Origin of the sequence: Streptomyces sp. NPDC093586, assembly GCF_044764905.1 — a bacterium.
Taxonomy (GTDB): Bacteria; Actinomycetota; Actinomycetes; order Streptomycetales; family Streptomycetaceae; genus Streptomyces.
This window is the reverse complement of the sequence record NZ_JBIWJA010000016.1, coordinates 71201-86583: the sequence shown is the minus strand read 5'-3', so window position 1 is coordinate 86583 and position 15383 is coordinate 71201. Positions and strand designations below refer to the sequence as shown.

At 75.3% G+C, this 15383-nt stretch carries 14 protein-coding genes; 3 read left to right on the top strand and 11 right to left on the bottom strand.

Translation table 11 applies throughout. The annotated features are described in order from the left end of the window. Nucleotides 1-57: 57 nt before the first annotated feature. The 8 genes from ACIRFH_RS18695 to ACIRFH_RS18660 all read right to left on the bottom strand — a co-directional run bounded on the left by ACIRFH_RS18695 (nucleotide 58) and on the right by ACIRFH_RS18660 (nucleotide 10524). Nucleotides 58-1338, bottom strand: coding sequence for an ABC transporter substrate-binding protein (locus ACIRFH_RS18695; protein WP_403521852.1), 1281 nt, complete (start codon nucleotides 1336-1338; stop codon nucleotides 58-60). Then, nucleotides 1335-2480 carry a branched-chain amino acid ABC transporter permease gene (locus tag ACIRFH_RS18690; RefSeq protein WP_403521850.1) on the bottom strand — a complete coding sequence of 382 codons (1146 nt, stop codon included), beginning with the start codon at nucleotides 2478-2480 and terminating at the stop codon, nucleotides 1335-1337. The genes ACIRFH_RS18695 and ACIRFH_RS18690 overlap by 4 nt, the downstream gene beginning before the upstream one ends. Continuing rightward, entirely contained in the window at nucleotides 2473-3369 is an 897-nt protein-coding gene (locus ACIRFH_RS18685; RefSeq protein WP_403521848.1) for a branched-chain amino acid ABC transporter permease, read from the bottom strand. Before ACIRFH_RS18685 ends, ACIRFH_RS18690 begins: the two co-directional genes overlap by 8 nt. Beyond that, a complete protein-coding gene (locus tag ACIRFH_RS18680) occupies nucleotides 3366-4166 on the bottom strand; it encodes an ABC transporter ATP-binding protein (protein ID WP_403521847.1) in 801 nt (266 codons plus the stop codon). Before ACIRFH_RS18680 ends, ACIRFH_RS18685 begins: the two co-directional genes overlap by 4 nt. After that, nucleotides 4163-4945: an ABC transporter ATP-binding protein gene (locus ACIRFH_RS18675; protein WP_403521845.1), complete on the bottom strand. Its 783-nt coding sequence runs from the start codon at nucleotides 4943-4945 to the stop codon at nucleotides 4163-4165. Before ACIRFH_RS18675 ends, ACIRFH_RS18680 begins: the two co-directional genes overlap by 4 nt. Nucleotides 4946-5256: 311 nt before the next feature. Continuing rightward, a complete protein-coding gene (locus ACIRFH_RS18670) occupies nucleotides 5257-6525 on the bottom strand; it encodes a PucR family transcriptional regulator (protein ID WP_403521843.1) in 1269 nt (422 codons plus the stop codon). A 116-nt stretch (nucleotides 6526-6641) separates the two neighbouring features. Next, nucleotides 6642-9386 carry a LuxR C-terminal-related transcriptional regulator gene (locus ACIRFH_RS18665; RefSeq protein WP_403521841.1) on the bottom strand — a complete coding sequence of 915 codons (2745 nt, stop codon included), beginning with the start codon at nucleotides 9384-9386 and terminating at the stop codon, nucleotides 6642-6644. 226 nt (nucleotides 9387-9612) lie between these two features. Then, nucleotides 9613-10524, bottom strand: coding sequence for an alpha/beta hydrolase family protein (locus ACIRFH_RS18660; RefSeq protein ID WP_403521839.1), 912 nt, complete (start codon nucleotides 10522-10524; stop codon nucleotides 9613-9615). Between the two features lie 420 nt (nucleotides 10525-10944). On the opposite strand from ACIRFH_RS18660, the gene ACIRFH_RS18655 reads away from it, so the two are divergent. After that, nucleotides 10945-11829: a Gfo/Idh/MocA family protein gene (locus ACIRFH_RS18655; RefSeq protein WP_403521837.1), complete on the top strand. Its 885-nt coding sequence runs from the start codon at nucleotides 10945-10947 to the stop codon at nucleotides 11827-11829. A 6-nt stretch (nucleotides 11830-11835) separates the two neighbouring features. Here ACIRFH_RS18655 and ACIRFH_RS18650 read toward each other — a convergent pair whose 3' ends face one another. The 3 genes from ACIRFH_RS18650 to ACIRFH_RS18640 form a co-directional block, all read right to left on the bottom strand. Beyond that, on the bottom strand, nucleotides 11836-12204 hold the full coding sequence (locus tag ACIRFH_RS18650) for a hypothetical protein (protein ID WP_403522019.1): 369 nt from the start codon (nucleotides 12202-12204) through the stop codon (nucleotides 11836-11838). 202 nt (nucleotides 12205-12406) lie between these two features. After that, nucleotides 12407-12778, bottom strand: coding sequence for a MerR family transcriptional regulator (locus tag ACIRFH_RS18645; protein ID WP_403522017.1), 372 nt, complete (start codon nucleotides 12776-12778; stop codon nucleotides 12407-12409). 26 nt (nucleotides 12779-12804) lie between these two features. After that, nucleotides 12805-13563: an SDR family NAD(P)-dependent oxidoreductase gene (locus tag ACIRFH_RS18640; protein WP_403521835.1), complete on the bottom strand. Its 759-nt coding sequence runs from the start codon at nucleotides 13561-13563 to the stop codon at nucleotides 12805-12807. 172 nt (nucleotides 13564-13735) lie between these two features. Here ACIRFH_RS18640 and ACIRFH_RS18635 point away from each other — a divergent pair, with 172 nt between their 5' ends. Both ACIRFH_RS18635 and ACIRFH_RS18630 read left to right on the top strand, forming a co-directional pair. Then, nucleotides 13736-14383: an HD domain-containing protein gene (locus ACIRFH_RS18635; RefSeq protein WP_403521833.1), complete on the top strand. Its 648-nt coding sequence runs from the start codon at nucleotides 13736-13738 to the stop codon at nucleotides 14381-14383. Beyond that, nucleotides 14371-15357 carry a GlxA family transcriptional regulator gene (locus ACIRFH_RS18630; protein WP_403521831.1) on the top strand — a complete coding sequence of 329 codons (987 nt, stop codon included), beginning with the start codon at nucleotides 14371-14373 and terminating at the stop codon, nucleotides 15355-15357. Before ACIRFH_RS18635 ends, ACIRFH_RS18630 begins: the two co-directional genes overlap by 13 nt. Nucleotides 15358-15383 lie beyond the last annotated feature (26 nt).

Below are 15383 nucleotides of genomic sequence, written 5' to 3'. Positions count from 1 at the left end.
ACCGAGGGGCCGCCAAGAGGGCGCCTGACGACGGCCCTTGACGGCCTCTCCCCCGCGTCAGCCGCGTGCGGCCAGGTACGCGTCGACGCCGGCTGCCCGGTGGGCCTCCTCGACGCCGACCAGGCCGCCGACGGCCTTGGCGTCGGGCTTCAGCACATAGGTGGAGCGGCTCGCGGGTGCGGAGACGTCCGTGAAGTCCTGCGGGGTGCCGAGGCCGGTGTCGGCGTCGTGCTGCGAGCGGTGCGCCTTGACCACGTCCTCACGGGTGAGGCTGCCGCCCTCGCAGGCCTTCTTCAGGTCCGCGCCGATCAGCTGGGCGGCGTTGTACCCGGAGAGCACACCCGAGTCGACCGGGGAGCCCGGGTACTTCTTCCCGTAGGAGGCGACCATCTTCCGGACGCCCGGCAGGTCCGAGCTGGTGGCCGGTGCCGCGCTGACCACGTGCACCATGGCCTCCAGCGCCTTCGCCGCGGGCGTCTTCATCAGCTGCGGGGCGTACCCCGGGGCACTGCTGACGATCGGCACGGTCAGCCCCTTGGAGGCGGCCACGCCGGCGAGGGATGCGGTCTGGGCGGGGCCGGCGCTGATCAGGACGGCCTTCACCCCCGCCTTGCCCAGCGCCGAAACCTGCGCGGACAGGTCGGTGTCGGTGGCCTTGATCTTCTGGCCGACGACCTTCATCCCGGTCTTCTCGGCGGCCCACGTCGAGCCCTCCAGCGCGTTGGCGCCGTAGTCGCCCTCGAAGTAGACGTGGCCGATGGTGTCGCCCTCGGCGATCTTCTTGGTGCGCGTCAGGAAGTCGACGGCGGCGATCATGTCGATGTCGTAGGTGGTGCCGAGGACCTGGACGGAGTCCTTGCCGAGCAGGGAGGCGGCCCAGGCCTGCGGGAAGGTCAGCACGTGGTCGCGTTCGATGTCGTCGAGCAGGGCGGCGACCACCGGGGAGCCGATGACCTGGGGCAGGGCGACGACGTCCGGGGAGATGTCGGCGTAGGCGGTGACCGCCTTCTGCACGTCGTAGCCGTGGTCCTTGACGACGATCTCCACCTTGCGCCCGCAGATGCCGCCCGCGGCGTTGGTCTCGTCGGCCCACATCTGCTGGGCCTGCACGATGCTCTTGCCGAGGGTGGCGTAGGGGCCGGTCAGGTCGGTGAGGGCACCCAGTTTGATGGCCTTGTCGCTGACTCCGGGACCGGCCTTGACGCCGTCGGCCCCGTCGCCGGTGCTCTTGCCGTCCGCCTTGGAGCTGCAGGCGGTGCCCGCGAGGAGCACGGCGGCCAGGGCCGCGGCCAGGGCGGCGGTCCGGGTGGTGCGGTGCCTGGGGTGCGTGACGTTCACGGGGTGTGCTCCTTGGCTCGTGCGGTGGTGGCGGAGGTGGTCCGGGGCGTGGGCCCGGTGTCGGGCGGGCCGGTGACGGAGGGCCGTCGGCGCAGGCGGGCGCGGGTCCGGCGGGCCAGGCCGTGGAGGCCGTCGGGGGCGTGGAGGAGGATCACGACGATCGCCGCGCCGTAGAGGTAGCGGGCGGCCTCGGTGGGTCCGATCGTGCCGTCGCCGGAGCCGGGGGCCGCGACCAGGGGCAGCTGGTCGGCGTAGCGCGTCATCAGCAGGGGCAGCGCGGTGACGAAGACGGCCCCGGCGGTGGCCCCGGCGACGGAACCCAGGCCGCCGATGACGATCATGGCGAGGTAGTCGACGGAAAGGGCGAGGGAGAAGTAGTCGGGCACGACGCGGCGGAAGGAGAGGGCGAGCAGCACGCCGGCGAGGCCCGCGTACATCGAGGAGACGACGAACGCCGCCGAGCGGTACCTCGCCACGTGGACGCCCATCACGGACGCCGCCGTCTCGCTGTCGCGCAGCGCCACCAGGGCGCGCCCGGGGCGGCCGCGCAGCAGCCCGCGCGCGGTGAACCAGGTGACGGCGAACAGGGCGAGGCCCAGGTACCAGAGCCGTTCCTCGGCGCCGAACGGCACGCCCAGGACCGTCAGTTCGGGGCCGGACCCGTCGAACGTGAACCCGCCGAGCTCCAGCGGCGGCACCGACCGGCCGTTGAAGCCGCCGGTGACGGAGTCCGCGGTGAGCAGGACGTGGTGGCCGAGGAAGACGAGGGCGAGGGTGGCCACGCCCAGGTAGATGCCCTTCACCCGGGCGGCGACGGGGCTGAACAGCCCGCCCGCGACCCCGGCGAGCAGGACCGCGAGGACCGCGGCGAGCGCCGGCGGCAGCCCCGGCCCGGGCTCGCCCGCCAGCCACACGTAGCCGTAGGCGCCGACGGCGAGGAAGAAGGCGTGCCCGAGGGAGAGTTGTCCCGCGGTGCCGCTGAGCAGGCCGAGTCCCACGGCACCGATGGCCGCGGCCATCGAGAACAGGCCGATACGCAGCCAGAAGGCGTCCAGGTAGAAGGGCAGGGCGCACAGGAGGAGGGCGGGCAGCAGGAATCCGCCGCGATCGAGGAGGGCGCCCGCCTTGCGGAGGTCAGACACGGGCCGCTCCCTTCGCCGCGAACAGTCCCGCCGGGCGGATCAGGAGGACCAGCACCATCACGGCGTACGGTGCGACGTCGCCGAAGCCCTCGCCGAGGACGTGCAGATCGGACTGGTAGCCGGCGACGAACGCCTCGGTGAGGCCGATCAGCATGCTGCCGACCAGGGCGCCGACCGGGGAGGCCATGCCGCCGAGGATGGCGGCCGGGAAGGCCTTCAGGGCGATCTGCCCGGTGGTGCGTTCCAGGCCCGGCGCCGGGAAGGCGACGAGGAAGACCGCGGCGAGCGCGGCGAGGCCGCCTGCCAGGCACCAGGCGACGGTGCGGATCCGGGTCAGCCGTACGCCCATGAGGGCGGCGGCCTCGGCGTCCTCGGCGGCCGCGCGCAGGGCGAGGCCCCAGGGGGTGAACCGGAAGAGGGCGAAGGCGCCGGCGATGGCCACGGCGGACACCAGGATCGCGGCGAGGCGGCTGTCCGCGACGGTCACCGGTCCCAGGTCGGTCACCGCGTCGCCCCAGGGGTCTCCGAGGGGCAGCAGGTCGCCGCCGATGCGCCGGGCCAGGTCGGTGACCAGGACGATGTCGATGCCGATGGTCACGATCGTCTGCACATGGGCGCCGTGGGCGTCCTGCTCCCCGCGCTGGAGGAGCAGGCGGTCGAGCGCGCCGGCCACGGCGGCCGTGGCGACGACGGCGAGAGCCAGCGCGCCGGCGAAGCCGAGGTTGTCGTGGAGGACGGCGACGAGGTAGCCGCCGAGCAGGAGCAGGGAGCCGTGGGCGAAGTTGAGGACGCCCGAGGCCTTGAAGATGGTGACGAAGCCGAGGGCGATCAGGGCGTAGACCGAGCCGAGGGCGAGGCCGTTCAGGAGGTTGTCGAGGAAGCCGCTCATGCCACGTCCTCCCCGGTGGTGTCGGTGCCCAGGTAGGCGCGCAGCACCTCGGGGTCGCGGCGGACCTCGTCGGGGGTGCCGTGGGCGATGGCCCTGCCGAAGTCGAGGACGGTGACGTCGTCGGCGAGCCGCATGACCAGGCCCATGTCGTGCTCCACCAGGACGACGGACAGGCCGAGTTCGGCGCGGACCTCCCGGACGACCTCGGTCATGCGGACGCGTTCGGCGGCGTTCATGCCGGCCACGGGTTCGTCGAGCAGCAGCACACGGGGCTCCAGGCAGAGGGCGCGGGCGAGTTCGACCCGCTTGCGGTCGCCGTAGGAGAGCAGGGCGACGGGTGAGTCGAAGTGGGCTCCGAGCCCGGTGAGTTCGGCGATCTCCCGGGCCTTGGCGAGGTGTTCGCGCTGTTCGCGCACGGCGCGCGGCAGGCGCAGGGCGCTGGCGGCGAAGCCGGCGCGGGTCAGGGCGTGGCGGCCGAGCATCAGGTTGTCGGCGACGGTGCCCTGGGTGGTGACGATGTTCTGGAAGGTGCGGGCCACGCCGAGGGCGGCGATCTTGTGCGGGGCGAGCCGGGTCAGCTCGGCGTCGCCGAGCCGTACGGTGCCGGCGGCGGGCCGGTACAGACCCGACAGGACGTTGAAACAGGTGGACTTGCCGGCGCCGTTGGGTCCGATGACGGCGTGCACGGTGCCCGGGGCGATCGTGAAGGACACGTCGTCGAGGGCGGTGAGTCCGGCGAAGCGCACGGTGACGCCGCGGACCTCGAGCGCGGGGGGCGCGGTGGTGCGGGTGGTCACGCGGCCCCCTGGTCGTCGGTGGTCTCGCCCAGGTACAGGCGGCGTACGGCGTCGGTCCGCGCGAGTTCGGCGGCCGGGCCGGACAGGCGGATCTCGCCGACCTCCAGGACGTGGGCGTGGCCGGCGAGGGAGAGTGCCATGCCGGCGTTCTGCTCGACCAGGAGGACTGCGGTGCCCTGGGTGTTGATCTCGCGGACCACCTCGGCGATCCGGTCCACCATGAGCGGGGCGAGTCCGAGGGAGGGTTCGTCGAGGAGGAGCAGGCGGGGGGCCGCCATCAGGGCGCGTCCGATGGCCAGCATCTGCTGCTCGCCGCCGGACAGCAGGCCCGCGGCCTGGCGGGTGCGTTCGGCGAGCCGGGGGAAGAGGGCGAAGACGCGGTCCCGGGCCTCGCGGACCTGGGCCGGGGCGCGCCGGGAGAGGCCGAGGCCGCCGGCCCGCAGGTTCTCGTCGACGGTGAGTCCGGCGAACACCCGCCTGCCCTCGGGCACCTGCACCACTCCGGCGCGCACGGCGGCGACCGGGTCGCGGCCGTCGAGGGTCGTGTCGCCGTAGCGGACCCGGCCGGCCGTGATCGCGCCGCGGTGCAGGCGCAGGGTGCCCGAGACGGCGCGGAGCAAGGTCGTCTTGCCGGCGCCGTTGGCGCCGAGCAGGGCGACGACGCCGCCGTGCGGGACGGTCAGGGACACGGAACGGAGAGCGGACAGGGCGCGGCCGTACGTCACGTCGAGGCTCTCGACGCGCAGGGCGGGCTCACCGTCCGGTGGTGCTGCGGGCATCGCGGCTCCTGAGGACCGGGCCGGGAGGGGCACGGTGACGGGGAAGGGGGGCTCACCACAGCACGGAGGGCGGGGGGCGTACAGGGGGTGGGCGGTGGGTCGATGCGGCGTCCCAGTGTGGGGGCGGGGAGTCTGTGCGAATGCCCAGGGGCGGGCGGGTGGGCGGGTGGGTCACGTGGCCCGGCGCCACGGGGTGCCGCTGCGCCCACCCGTGCCGCCCCTGGGGGTACCTCCCAGGCCGTTCAGGCACTGGGGGCGGCACGACTGCCCGCAGCTGGGGCGGTACGGCTGCGGGCAGTCACGTCGGTCGGTCAGGCCGGGAGGAGGCGGTGGGCTGTCAGGGACAGCGTGATTTCGACCAGGTCGGCGGGGCGGGACAGGGAACGGCCCGTCAGTTGTTCGCAGCGGCGCAGGCGGTTGAGGACGGTGTTGCGGTGGCAGTAGAGGCGTTCGCCGGCCCGCTGCGCCGAGCCGTCGCAGTCGAGCCACGTCGTCAGGGTGTCCAGCAGGACGTCCCGGTCGGCGGGTTCCAGCCGCAGCAGCGGGCCGAGCACCCTGTCGGCGAGGGCCCGGCCGAGGTCGGGGCCCGACACGACCAGGGCGGCGGGGAGGTGCTCGGTCAGCCGGACGGTGCCGCCGTCCGCGGGGCAGATGCGCAGGGCGGTGTCGGCGAGCCCGCGCGCCTCGCCGACGGCGGCCAGTCCCTCGACGGGGCTGCCGACGCCGATCCGCAGACCCGGGACGGCGTCTCCCGGTACCGGCGGCTCGTCGTCCCCGGCACCGAGCAGCACGATGCCGTAGTCCACCTCCGCCCCGGTGTGCCAGTGGACGCGCGTCCCGTCCGGTACGACGGCGGCACGGGCGGCGGCGGAGCGTGCGGGGTGCACGCCGGTGACGGCGACGACGACGTACCGGCCCTGTTCCGGCAGGTCCAGCGCCTGCGCCGCCTCGGGCAGGTCGGCGATGCGGCTGGTGCCGTCGAGCAGACCGGCCGCCAGCAGCCGGGCCCGGTTCTCGCGGCGGCGGCTCAGCTGCCACTCGGTCTGCCGGTAGGCGTCCGCGACGAGGGTGCAGTGCTCGTCGACGAAGTTCCACACGTCGGCGGCCACGTGCACCAGCAGCCGCACGTCCTCGGATGCGGTGCGGGAGGTCTCCTCGACCAGCCGCTGCCACACCAGGGACCCGCCGAGGCGGAAGGCGTGCAGCAGGGCGTCCAGCGGCAGCCCCTGTTCGGCGCGGGTGGTGCCGATCCGCCAGGAGCAGCGGCGGGCCGCGTCCCGGGCGCCGCGCGGGTCGAGCAGCGAGGCCACGCCGTGCCGCAGCGAGCGGTGCGCCTCCTGCCAGGTCGCGCTGGGGTCCTTCGCCAGAACGGCGCGGTACGCCGGCTCCAGCTCCCGCAGCAGCGACACCAGCCGGTCGGTCAGCTCCGGCAGGTCGTCGAGCAGCCCGCGGGCCGCCCGGTGCAGGACCCGCAGGGCGTCGGCGTCCATGAGCGAGGCGACGCCCGGTGTCCGGGGGCGCGGAACGGGCGTCAGTGCGGCGGTGCGGATCGCTGCTCGTGACCGTACGGCGTGTTGCATCGCGGTCCTCCCCGGGCCAGGGCTCACGGGGGAGACCACGGCGGGCCGTCCGCCCGCGCCCGGCCTGCCCCCTGACTCGTCCTGCCCCGAAGGATGGCATACCGTCCGGTCGGTCCCTAGGGTTGTGCACCGGTCTTTTCGGCCCGTTCCCCCTGTTCCGCCTGTTCGACCACGCGCGCCAGCTCCAGCCGGGACCGTACGCCGAGGGCCGCGAAGACCTTGCGGAGGTGGTAGTCGACGGTGCGGGTGCTCACCGCGAGGGTCAGCGCGACCTCCCGGTTGGTGGCGCCCTCGGCGACGTGCCGGGCGATGCGCAGTTGCTGCGGCGTCAGCCGGGTGAGGGCGCCGGCGCCCGCGAAGGCGCGCGAGGCGGCCCCGAGCGCCCGCAGTTCGCCGCGTGCCTGCTCGGCCCAGACACCGGCGCCGCACCGTTCGAAGCCGGCCAGCGCGGCGCCGAGGCGGTCGCGGGCCTCGCGCGGCCGGCGCCGGCGGCGCAGCCACTTGCCGTACAGCAGCGCGGTGCGGGCCCGTTCGAAGTCGCCGCCCGCCTCGTCGTGCCGGGCGAGCGCGCACACGTACAGCGCGTCGGTGTCCTCCGGCGGAGCCAGCAGGGCGTGGCAGCGGGCCAGTTGGGCGGCGGCCTGCGGATCGGCGCCGAAGGCCGCCCAGCCGGCGAAGTCCGCCAGGAGCGTCCGGGCGTCCTCGTGCCGGCCGGCGAGGACGGCGGCCTCCACGAAGCAGGGCACGGCGAGCCGCCACACCGCGAAGTGCCCGCGCCGGGGCCCGGGGAGGACCAGGAGGCCGAGCCGGTCGGCGGCGTCGAAGGGACGGCCGCGCCCGAGGTCGGCCCGGGCCGCCGCCCACTCCGCCAGGGTGGCCGCCTGGGCCAGTCCGTGCCGGCGGGCGGTGGCCAGCGCGGCCGCCACGTGCCGGGCGACGACGTCGGGCTCGTCCTCGATCGACGCCGCGAGGGCCAGTACCGCCCGGTGCTGGGCCGCCGTGTTGCGCTGTCCGGCCCGCAGCGCGGTGCGCAGGCCCTCCTCGGCGTGGGCGCGGGCCTGCGGGTGCCGACCGGCGCGCAGCTCGGCGTAGGCGAGGTACTCCAGTGCCCGCGGGAGCAGGGCGTCCGACCCTAGGTGGCGCGCGGCGGCGAGGGCCCGCGCGCCGGCCCGGCGGGCGGCGTCCACCTCGCCCAGCAGCAGCGCTGCCGCCGCGGCCCGCAGCAGGGCCTCGGGGCTCTCCTCGGTCCCGGCGCGTTCCACGACGCGTCCGAGCGGTGCCGCCGCGCGGTCCAGCCGCCCTTCGAGCAGCGCCCGCATGCCGACACGGTGGTCGTGCACGAGGTCGGCGGGCGGAACGGCGGCGGACGCGTGCGGCTGCCCGGCGTCGCCTGGGCCGGGGGTCCGGTCGGGTGGCTGCGGGCCGAGGGCGGCCAGGCACGCCGGCAGGTCTCCGGCCGCCCAGGCCGCGTCGGCGGCGGACAGGGCGGCGGCCGCTGCCTGACCGGGGGCCTCGGCGGCGAGCAGGGACGCGGCCAGCAGCAGGGACTGGTGCGCGTCGCCGACGGGGCCGTCCCGCAGTTCCGTCAGCCCGCGCACCAGCTCGGCCCGGCCCCGCACCCCGGCGGGCGCGGCGCACTCCCGCGCCGTGGTGAGCAGCGGACGCGCACGGTCCGGCCGGCCGGCGAGCAACTCCTGTTCGGCCGCGGCCGTGTACCGCTCCGCCCGGGTCGGGCCGTCGGCCGACAGCTCGGCGGCGCGGGCGTACGCCGTCGCGCGCAGCCGGTGCGGCGCGGCGGGCTCGTCGGCCGCCCGGGCCGCGAGCCGGTCCGCGAGGGCCGGCTCGGGAGCCGCGCCGGTCAGGGACCAGGCGTGGTGCAGCAGCGCGGGGAGCCGCCGGCCTGCGGCCTCCAGGACGTCGGCCAGCGCGCGGTGGGCCGCGCGGCGGCGGTCCGGTGCGGCGGTGGCGTGGACGGTGCGGGCGACCAGCGGGCTGTGGAAACGGAGCCGTCCCTCGGCGTGCGCGAGGAGTCCGGGCACCGGTTCCGGGCACGACGCGGGCGCTGCGGCCGGACGCAGGCGCCGTACGGCGGCCAGGACGAGGCCGGCGTCGACGTCCGGGGCCTCCGACGCCCGTGCGGCCGCCGCCACCGTCAGCAGCAGGTCCCGCACGTCCGGCGGCAGCCCGGTCAGGGCCGCGCCCGCCACGCCCGCCAGGGTGCCGGCGTCCGCCAGGGGCCTGGGCAGCGGCCGGTGCCCGCGCAGTTCGGCGGGCGACAGGCGGCGGACCAGGGCGAGCAGCAGGCCCGGGTTGCCCTCCGCCTCGGCCAGCAGTTCCGCGCGCACGGCCGGGTCGGCGGTGCCGTCGGTCGCGTCGTCGAGCAGGGCGTCGGCCTGCGGCGGCGTCAGCGGGTCCAGGCGCAGGGCGGGCAGATGGGCGTACTCGGGGTCGACGGCGCGGTGTCCGGCCACGGACAGGAGCAGGCCGACCCGGTCCGCCGGGTGCAGGTGCTCCGCCGCGCGGCCGAGGGCGGCCCGGGCCGGCGGGCCCCACCGATGCGCGTCGTCCACGCACACGAGCAGCGGGCCGTCACCGGCCGCCGTCCGCAGGGTGGTGAGCAGGTCCTCGGCCGGCGCGGGTGCGCACCGGTCCGTCGGGGCGCCGAGGCGCAGTACGGGACCGGCCGTGAAGGACCGGGCGGCCCACTGGAGGAGGGTGGTGCGGCCGAGCCCGGGTTCCCCGGTCACCACCAGGTGGCCGCCGCGGGCGGCCAGGCCCTCCAACAGCTCCCCCACCACGCGTCGTTGCGCGCCGCGGCCGTGGATCCGCACGGCCGTGCGTACGGTCGTCTCTCCGGTCATTCCCGGGAGGTTACGCGCGCGTAACCAGAGGCGGAAGGCACCGGTCCACGCCCGCCGCGCGCCGGTTCGGCCAGGTGTCGGCCGCCCCACCAGCGGTTCCTTCACGATGTGCGCGGGACAGCGCTGTGCGGGTGCCCAGGGCGCACGGCCCGCGGCCGTGCGGCGGCACAGCGCACCGGCGGCGGCCGCCGTACGCGCGACCGCCGCCGGACCGTGCCGTGGAGCATCAGGAGCCGTGCGGGCAGTTGCCCCGGTACTCCTCGATGGTCAGGCTGGGCCGCGGCAGCGGGCACAGGAACTGCTCGTAGCGGGTGTCGTTGTCGATGAACCGCTTGAGCCAGGAAATGCTGTACTTCGCGATCGTCGTGTTCGACGTGTTCGGCGAGAAGTGGGTCGCGCCGTTCAGCTCCAGGTACGCGCGGTCCGTGGTGGACGGCAGGCTGGAGTAGAAGGGCTCGGAGTGGGAGGCGACCGGTGCGACGGTGTCGCCGTCGGCGCCCACGATCAGGGTCGGGGTGGTGACCTCGGGCCAGGTCTTGTCGAGGTTCCAGGGGGTGAGGGGGATCGCGGCCTGGAGCGAGGGCCGGGACTTGGCGGCCTCGAGCGTGCCGCCGCCGCCCATCGAGTGGCCCATCACGCCGAGCCGGCTGCTGTCGATCCGTCCGCGCACGGAACTGCGCTCGGTGAGGTAGTCCAGGGCGGCGAGCAACTGCCGTCCCCGGGAGTCGGGCTGGTCCATGGTGGTGAGGGTGTCGATGGTGAGGACGACGAAGCCCTGCGAGGCCAGGCGCGGACCGAGCCAGGCGATGGAGGACTGGTACGCGGTGAAGCCGGGCGAGATGACGACGGCGCCGAACGTGCCGTCACTGGTGCTGGTCGGGTAGTAGATCGTGCCGCCGCCGAAGCCGGTGACGGCGAGTGGGGAGACGCTCGTCTCCGACACGGCGTAGGGGCCGCGCAGCGCCTCGATGCTGGAGGTGGTCGGCGCCGGGCCGCGCTCGTACGGGTTGTCGGCGGCGTGGGCGCCCGGGCCGGTGAGGGTGCTGAGCGCGACGACGGCGGCGAGTGCCGCCGTGACACCGGCCAGCCGCCGGCGCGCGCCGCGGGGGGCGGCGTGGGTGTGGGGGTTCTGCTGCACGAGGAGTCGTCCTCTCTGTCGTGGCGGGTCGCCCGGCCGGTGGTCGCACACGGTCCCGGACACGTGGGGTCGCTGTCCCGGGACATCCGCCGGTCGGACCTCGCCGATGAACTGCTGTGCCACTGTCGACGGGCGGGGCGCTCGGGGGATCGGCAGAATCACCGGTCTCGTGGGACGCGGGCGAGGAGGGCGCCACCGGTACGGGCTCGGGTGCTTCGATGTGTCGCGCGGCGGCCGGTGCGCCCTCGGCGGCCGGACCGGGTGCCGCGGTGTCAGAGGACACCGGCCGGCTCGGCGGGTGCGTCGTGTCCCCCGGCCGAGGACTTGCGGGGGCACCCGGGGCGTGTGTCACGCTCGGTGCCGGCCGGCCGGCGGTGGTCCCCGGCCTGCGTCGGTCAGGCAGCGTGGAGAGGCGGCGGCATGCGCATCGGACTGCTCGGTACCGGTCCCTGGGCGGAGATGACGCACGCGCCCGCCCTGGACCGGCACGACGACGTGGACTTCGTGGGCGTGTGGGGACGCCGGCCGAAGGCCGCCGAGGAGTTGGCGGAACGGCACGGCACGCGCGCCTACGACGACGTCGACGCCCTGTTCGCCGACGTGGAGGCCGTCGCCGTGGCACTGCCGCCGGCCGTGCAGGCCGAGCTCGCGGTGCGCGCGGCGCGTGCCGGGCGTCATCTGCTGCTGGACAAGCCGCTCGCGACGACGGTCGCGCAGGGGCGGGCGGTGGCCGAAGCGGTGCGGGAGGCCGGTGTCGCCTCCGTCGTCTTCTTCACGGCCCGGTTCCAGCCCGGGACCGAGGCGTGGATCACCGAACAGGCCGAGGCGGGTGACTGGTTCACGGCGCGGGCGCAGTGGCTCGGCGCGGTGTTCGGCGGCGACAGCCCGTTCGCGCGCTCGCCGTGGCGCCGCGAGAAGGGCGCTCTGTGGGACGTCGGCCCGCACGCCCTGTCCGTGCTGCTGCCGGTCCTGGGGGACGTACGGCGGGTGGCGGCGGCCGTGCCCGGTCCCGGCGACACCGTCCAGCTGGTCCTCGACCATGCCGGCGGGACGTCCAGCACACTCACACTCAGCCTGACGGCACCGCCCGCCGCGGCGGGCGCCGCGGTGGAGCTGCGGGGCGGTACCGGGGTGACGCTGATGCCGGAGAGCCCGGAGGGCCCGGTGCCCGCGCTCCGACGGGCCGTGGACGCCCTCCTGGCCGCCGCGCGGACCGGGCGCCCGCATCCGTGCGACGCCGTGTTCGGTCTCCGGGTGACGGAGATCCTCGCCGAGGCGGAAGCGCTGCTCGGCGACGGAGGGTGACGGCGGTCAGCCGTCGCCGCCCCTGTCCCCGAAGGACCCGAAGCTCCCGAACGGTTCCTCGCTCCACCGGAACCAGGCCCGGTCCCCGTCGATGTGCAGAAGGAACTCGGCCACCGGACCGTCGGGCGAGACCAGCGACACGCGCGCTCCGATCTCGTCGCAGGTGGCCTCCCACTCGTCCCCATGCCCGTCGTCGTCCCGCTCGGCGAGGGCGAGTTCGCGGACGAACAGGTCCCGGACGGCGTCGTACGCCGGTCCTGGGGTGAACCTGCCGGAGAGCCAGGGGAAGTCCGCGTCCTCGATGAGGATCTCCCCGACCCGCGCCTTCGCGTCCGTCCGGCCACGCACGTGCCAGACCTCGCCCTCGAACCCCACGTCGCCTCCGCCGTCCGTCCCGGTGACCGCCTCGCCGGCCAGCATGCCACCGGACGCCGACACCGACGCCGACACCGGCACCGGCACCGGCACCGGCACCGGCACCGGCACTGGCACTGGCACTGGGCGGGAGCGTGCCCGGCCCGGCCCGGCCCGGGGCACCGGGCCACCGGGCCACCGGGGCCATGGGGGGGGCGACCGGTCAGGCCACCGGCCGGATGCGCCCGGCCGTCCGCTCCCCGAGCGCGGCCGCCAGCCGGTCGCGGACCTCGGTCTGGGCGGCGATGCGTTCGTCGAGGACCGCGAGCCGTTCCCGTGCCACCCGCAGGCCCTTGTCCGAGGGCGGTGCCGCGGCCACGTCGCCGTCCAGGCACGGCAGGAACACGCGCACGTCGTCCAGGGTGAGTCCGACGGACAGCAGGTGGCGGATGTTGCGCACCCGCACCACTACGCCCTCGTCGTAGACGCGGTAGCCGTTGGACGCCCGCTCGGAGGAGATCAGCCCGGCCTGCTCGTAGTGTCTCAGCGCACGGGCGGTCGTCCCCGTCGCCCTGGCCAGCTCACCGATCCGCACCCGTCGCACCTCCCGGAGCACTCCTATCACGCCACGACCGCCCCGCCGTCGACCGGGAGCACGACCCCGGTGACGAACGACGCGGCCGGGGCGGCGAGTCGGGTGATCGCCCAGGCCACCTCCTCGGGCCTGCCGATCCGGCCCAGCGGGGTGTGTGCCAGCTGCCACTGCCGCACCGCGGCCATGCGCTCCGGCGTCAGTCCCTGGTGCTCGCCGATGGGGGTGTCGACGGCGCCGGGGGCGACGGCCACCACGCGGATGCCGCGAGGGGCCAGTTCGACCGCCCAACTGCGCGTCAGCAGTTCGAGGGCGGTCTTGGTGGCGGCGTAGACCGAGCTGCCCGGCCAGGCCCGCTGCCCCACCGACGTACTGACGTTGACGATCACGCCGCCCGACGCCTCCAGAGACGGCAGCGCAGCCTGGGCGAGCAGCACGGGGGCGACGAGGTTCGTGTCGAGCTGATCGGTGATCACCTCCCGGCCCAGCGTGCCGAGGGCTCCGCCGCGCACGATGGCGGCGTTGTTGACCAGCACGTCCAGCCGACCGTACGCCCCCAGCACCTCCCGTACGATCCGCTCGGGCTCCCCGTCGCCGGTGATGTCGGCGGGCAGCGGCGTGATCCGGCCGTCCGCCGCGGCGGTCTCCTCCAGTGGTCCACGTCGCCGGCCGACCACGACCACGCGGGCGCCCTCACCGGCGAAGGCCCGCGCGGTGGCCCGCCCGATCCCGGTACCGGCCCCGGTGACGACGACGACCCTGCTGCTCTGCGATGCGGTGATCTCCACGCGGGCCATCGTGCGACCTTGCCGCCGGTGTCAAGGTCAAGCATGCCGGGACGATGATGTCCGTATCCGTGGGATACATGGCCCCGTGGACATGGCGAGCGCGCCCCCGGCGAAGAACACTGGTGCTGTGCCGACCCGGCACGGCATCCGGAGAAGAACGAGGTGACACGTCATGACCACGGACACGACCCGCACTGCGGGAATTTCCGTGCCCGACACCAAGCTGGCCCGCGAGGCGACGGAGCTGGTCCGCGACAGCACGAGTGAGCTGATCTACCACCACTCCCGCCGCGTGTACTTCTTCGGCAGCCTCCAGGGCCGCAACCGGGACCTCAGCTTCGACCCGGAGCTGCTGTACGTCGGAGCCATGTTCCACGACCTCGGCCTGAACGAGCAGTTCCGCGCCGGCGGGCGCCGCTTCGAGGTCGACAGCGCCGACGAGGCCCGTCGCTTCCTGCAGTCGCACGGCGTGCCCGAGGACAGCGTGCGGCGGGTGTGGACGGCCATCGCCCTGCACACCACCCCCGGCATCCCCGAGTTCATGGAGCCGGAGGTCGCACTGGTCACCGCGGGCGTCGAGTACGACGTCCTCGGCATCGGATACGCGGACGTCCCCGAAGCGGACCGCCGGGACGTCGTCGCCCTGCATCCCCGCCCCGACTTCAAGCGGCGCATCCTCGCCGCGTTCACCGACGGTGTCCGCCCCCGGCCACAGACGACTTTCGGCAACGTCAAGGCCGATGTGCTCGAGCACTACGTGCCCGGGTTCCAGCGGGGGGACTTCGTGCGCACCGTCCTCGACTCTCCGTGGGCGGAGTAGCACGGCCGGACGGCGGGGACGTCGTCGTGATCGTGGCCTTCGACCGGGTGCAGCTCCTGGACGTCGCCGGGCCCCTGGAGGTCTTCACGACGGCCAACCGCTCCGGCGCCCGTTACGACGTACGGGTCGTCTCCCCGGACGGCCACGACGTCGTCACGTCCTGCGGGCTGCGGATCGGTGTCGACACCTCCCTGGAGGAGCTGCCCGGGAGCCCGCACACGCTGGTCGTTCCCGGCCGCAGGGACTGGCGGAGCGCCACGGCCGAACCCGGTCTCGTCCCGCTCGTGGCCGCGCTCGCCGCGCGCACGCGCAGGGTGACCTCGGTCTGCGCGGGTGCCTTCGTGCTCGCGCACACCGGGATCCTGGACGGGCGGCGTGCCACCACCCACTGGGAACTGGCGCCCCAGCTGGCCGCCGCCTACCCCGGGGTGCGGGTGGAACCCGATCTGGTGTTCGTGCGCGACCGGCACCTCGTCACCTCGGCGGGCGTCACGGCGGGCATCGACATGGCGCTCGCCCTGGTCGAGGAGGACCACGGCGCCGACGTCGCCAGGGACGTGGCGCGTCAGCTCGTCGTCTTCATGGCCCGCCCCGGCGGTCAGTCGCAGTTCAGCGTCCGCATGACTCCGCCGAGCCGGCATCCGCTGGTGCGCCGGGTGATGGACGAGGTCACCGCGGACCCGTCGGTCCCCGCCGGCGTCGCCGCGCTCGCCGCGGGCGTGGGCATCAGCACCCGGCACCTGACCCGCCTGTTCCGCCAGGAGACGGGCATGACGCCCGGGCAGTACGTCGACGCCGTCCGCCTGGAGGCCGCCAAGGTCCTGCTGTCCTCGGGCACCGCCCCGGTGGAGGAGGTCGCGCGGCACGCCGGCTTCGGATCCTCGGAGACCATGCGGCGTCTGTTCCAGAACACCCTCGGGGTCTCTCCCACGGTGTACCGGGCCCGGTTCCGGACCACCGCGGTGAGCGCCTGACCGGTTCGGCGTCGGGGCGGGTCCGG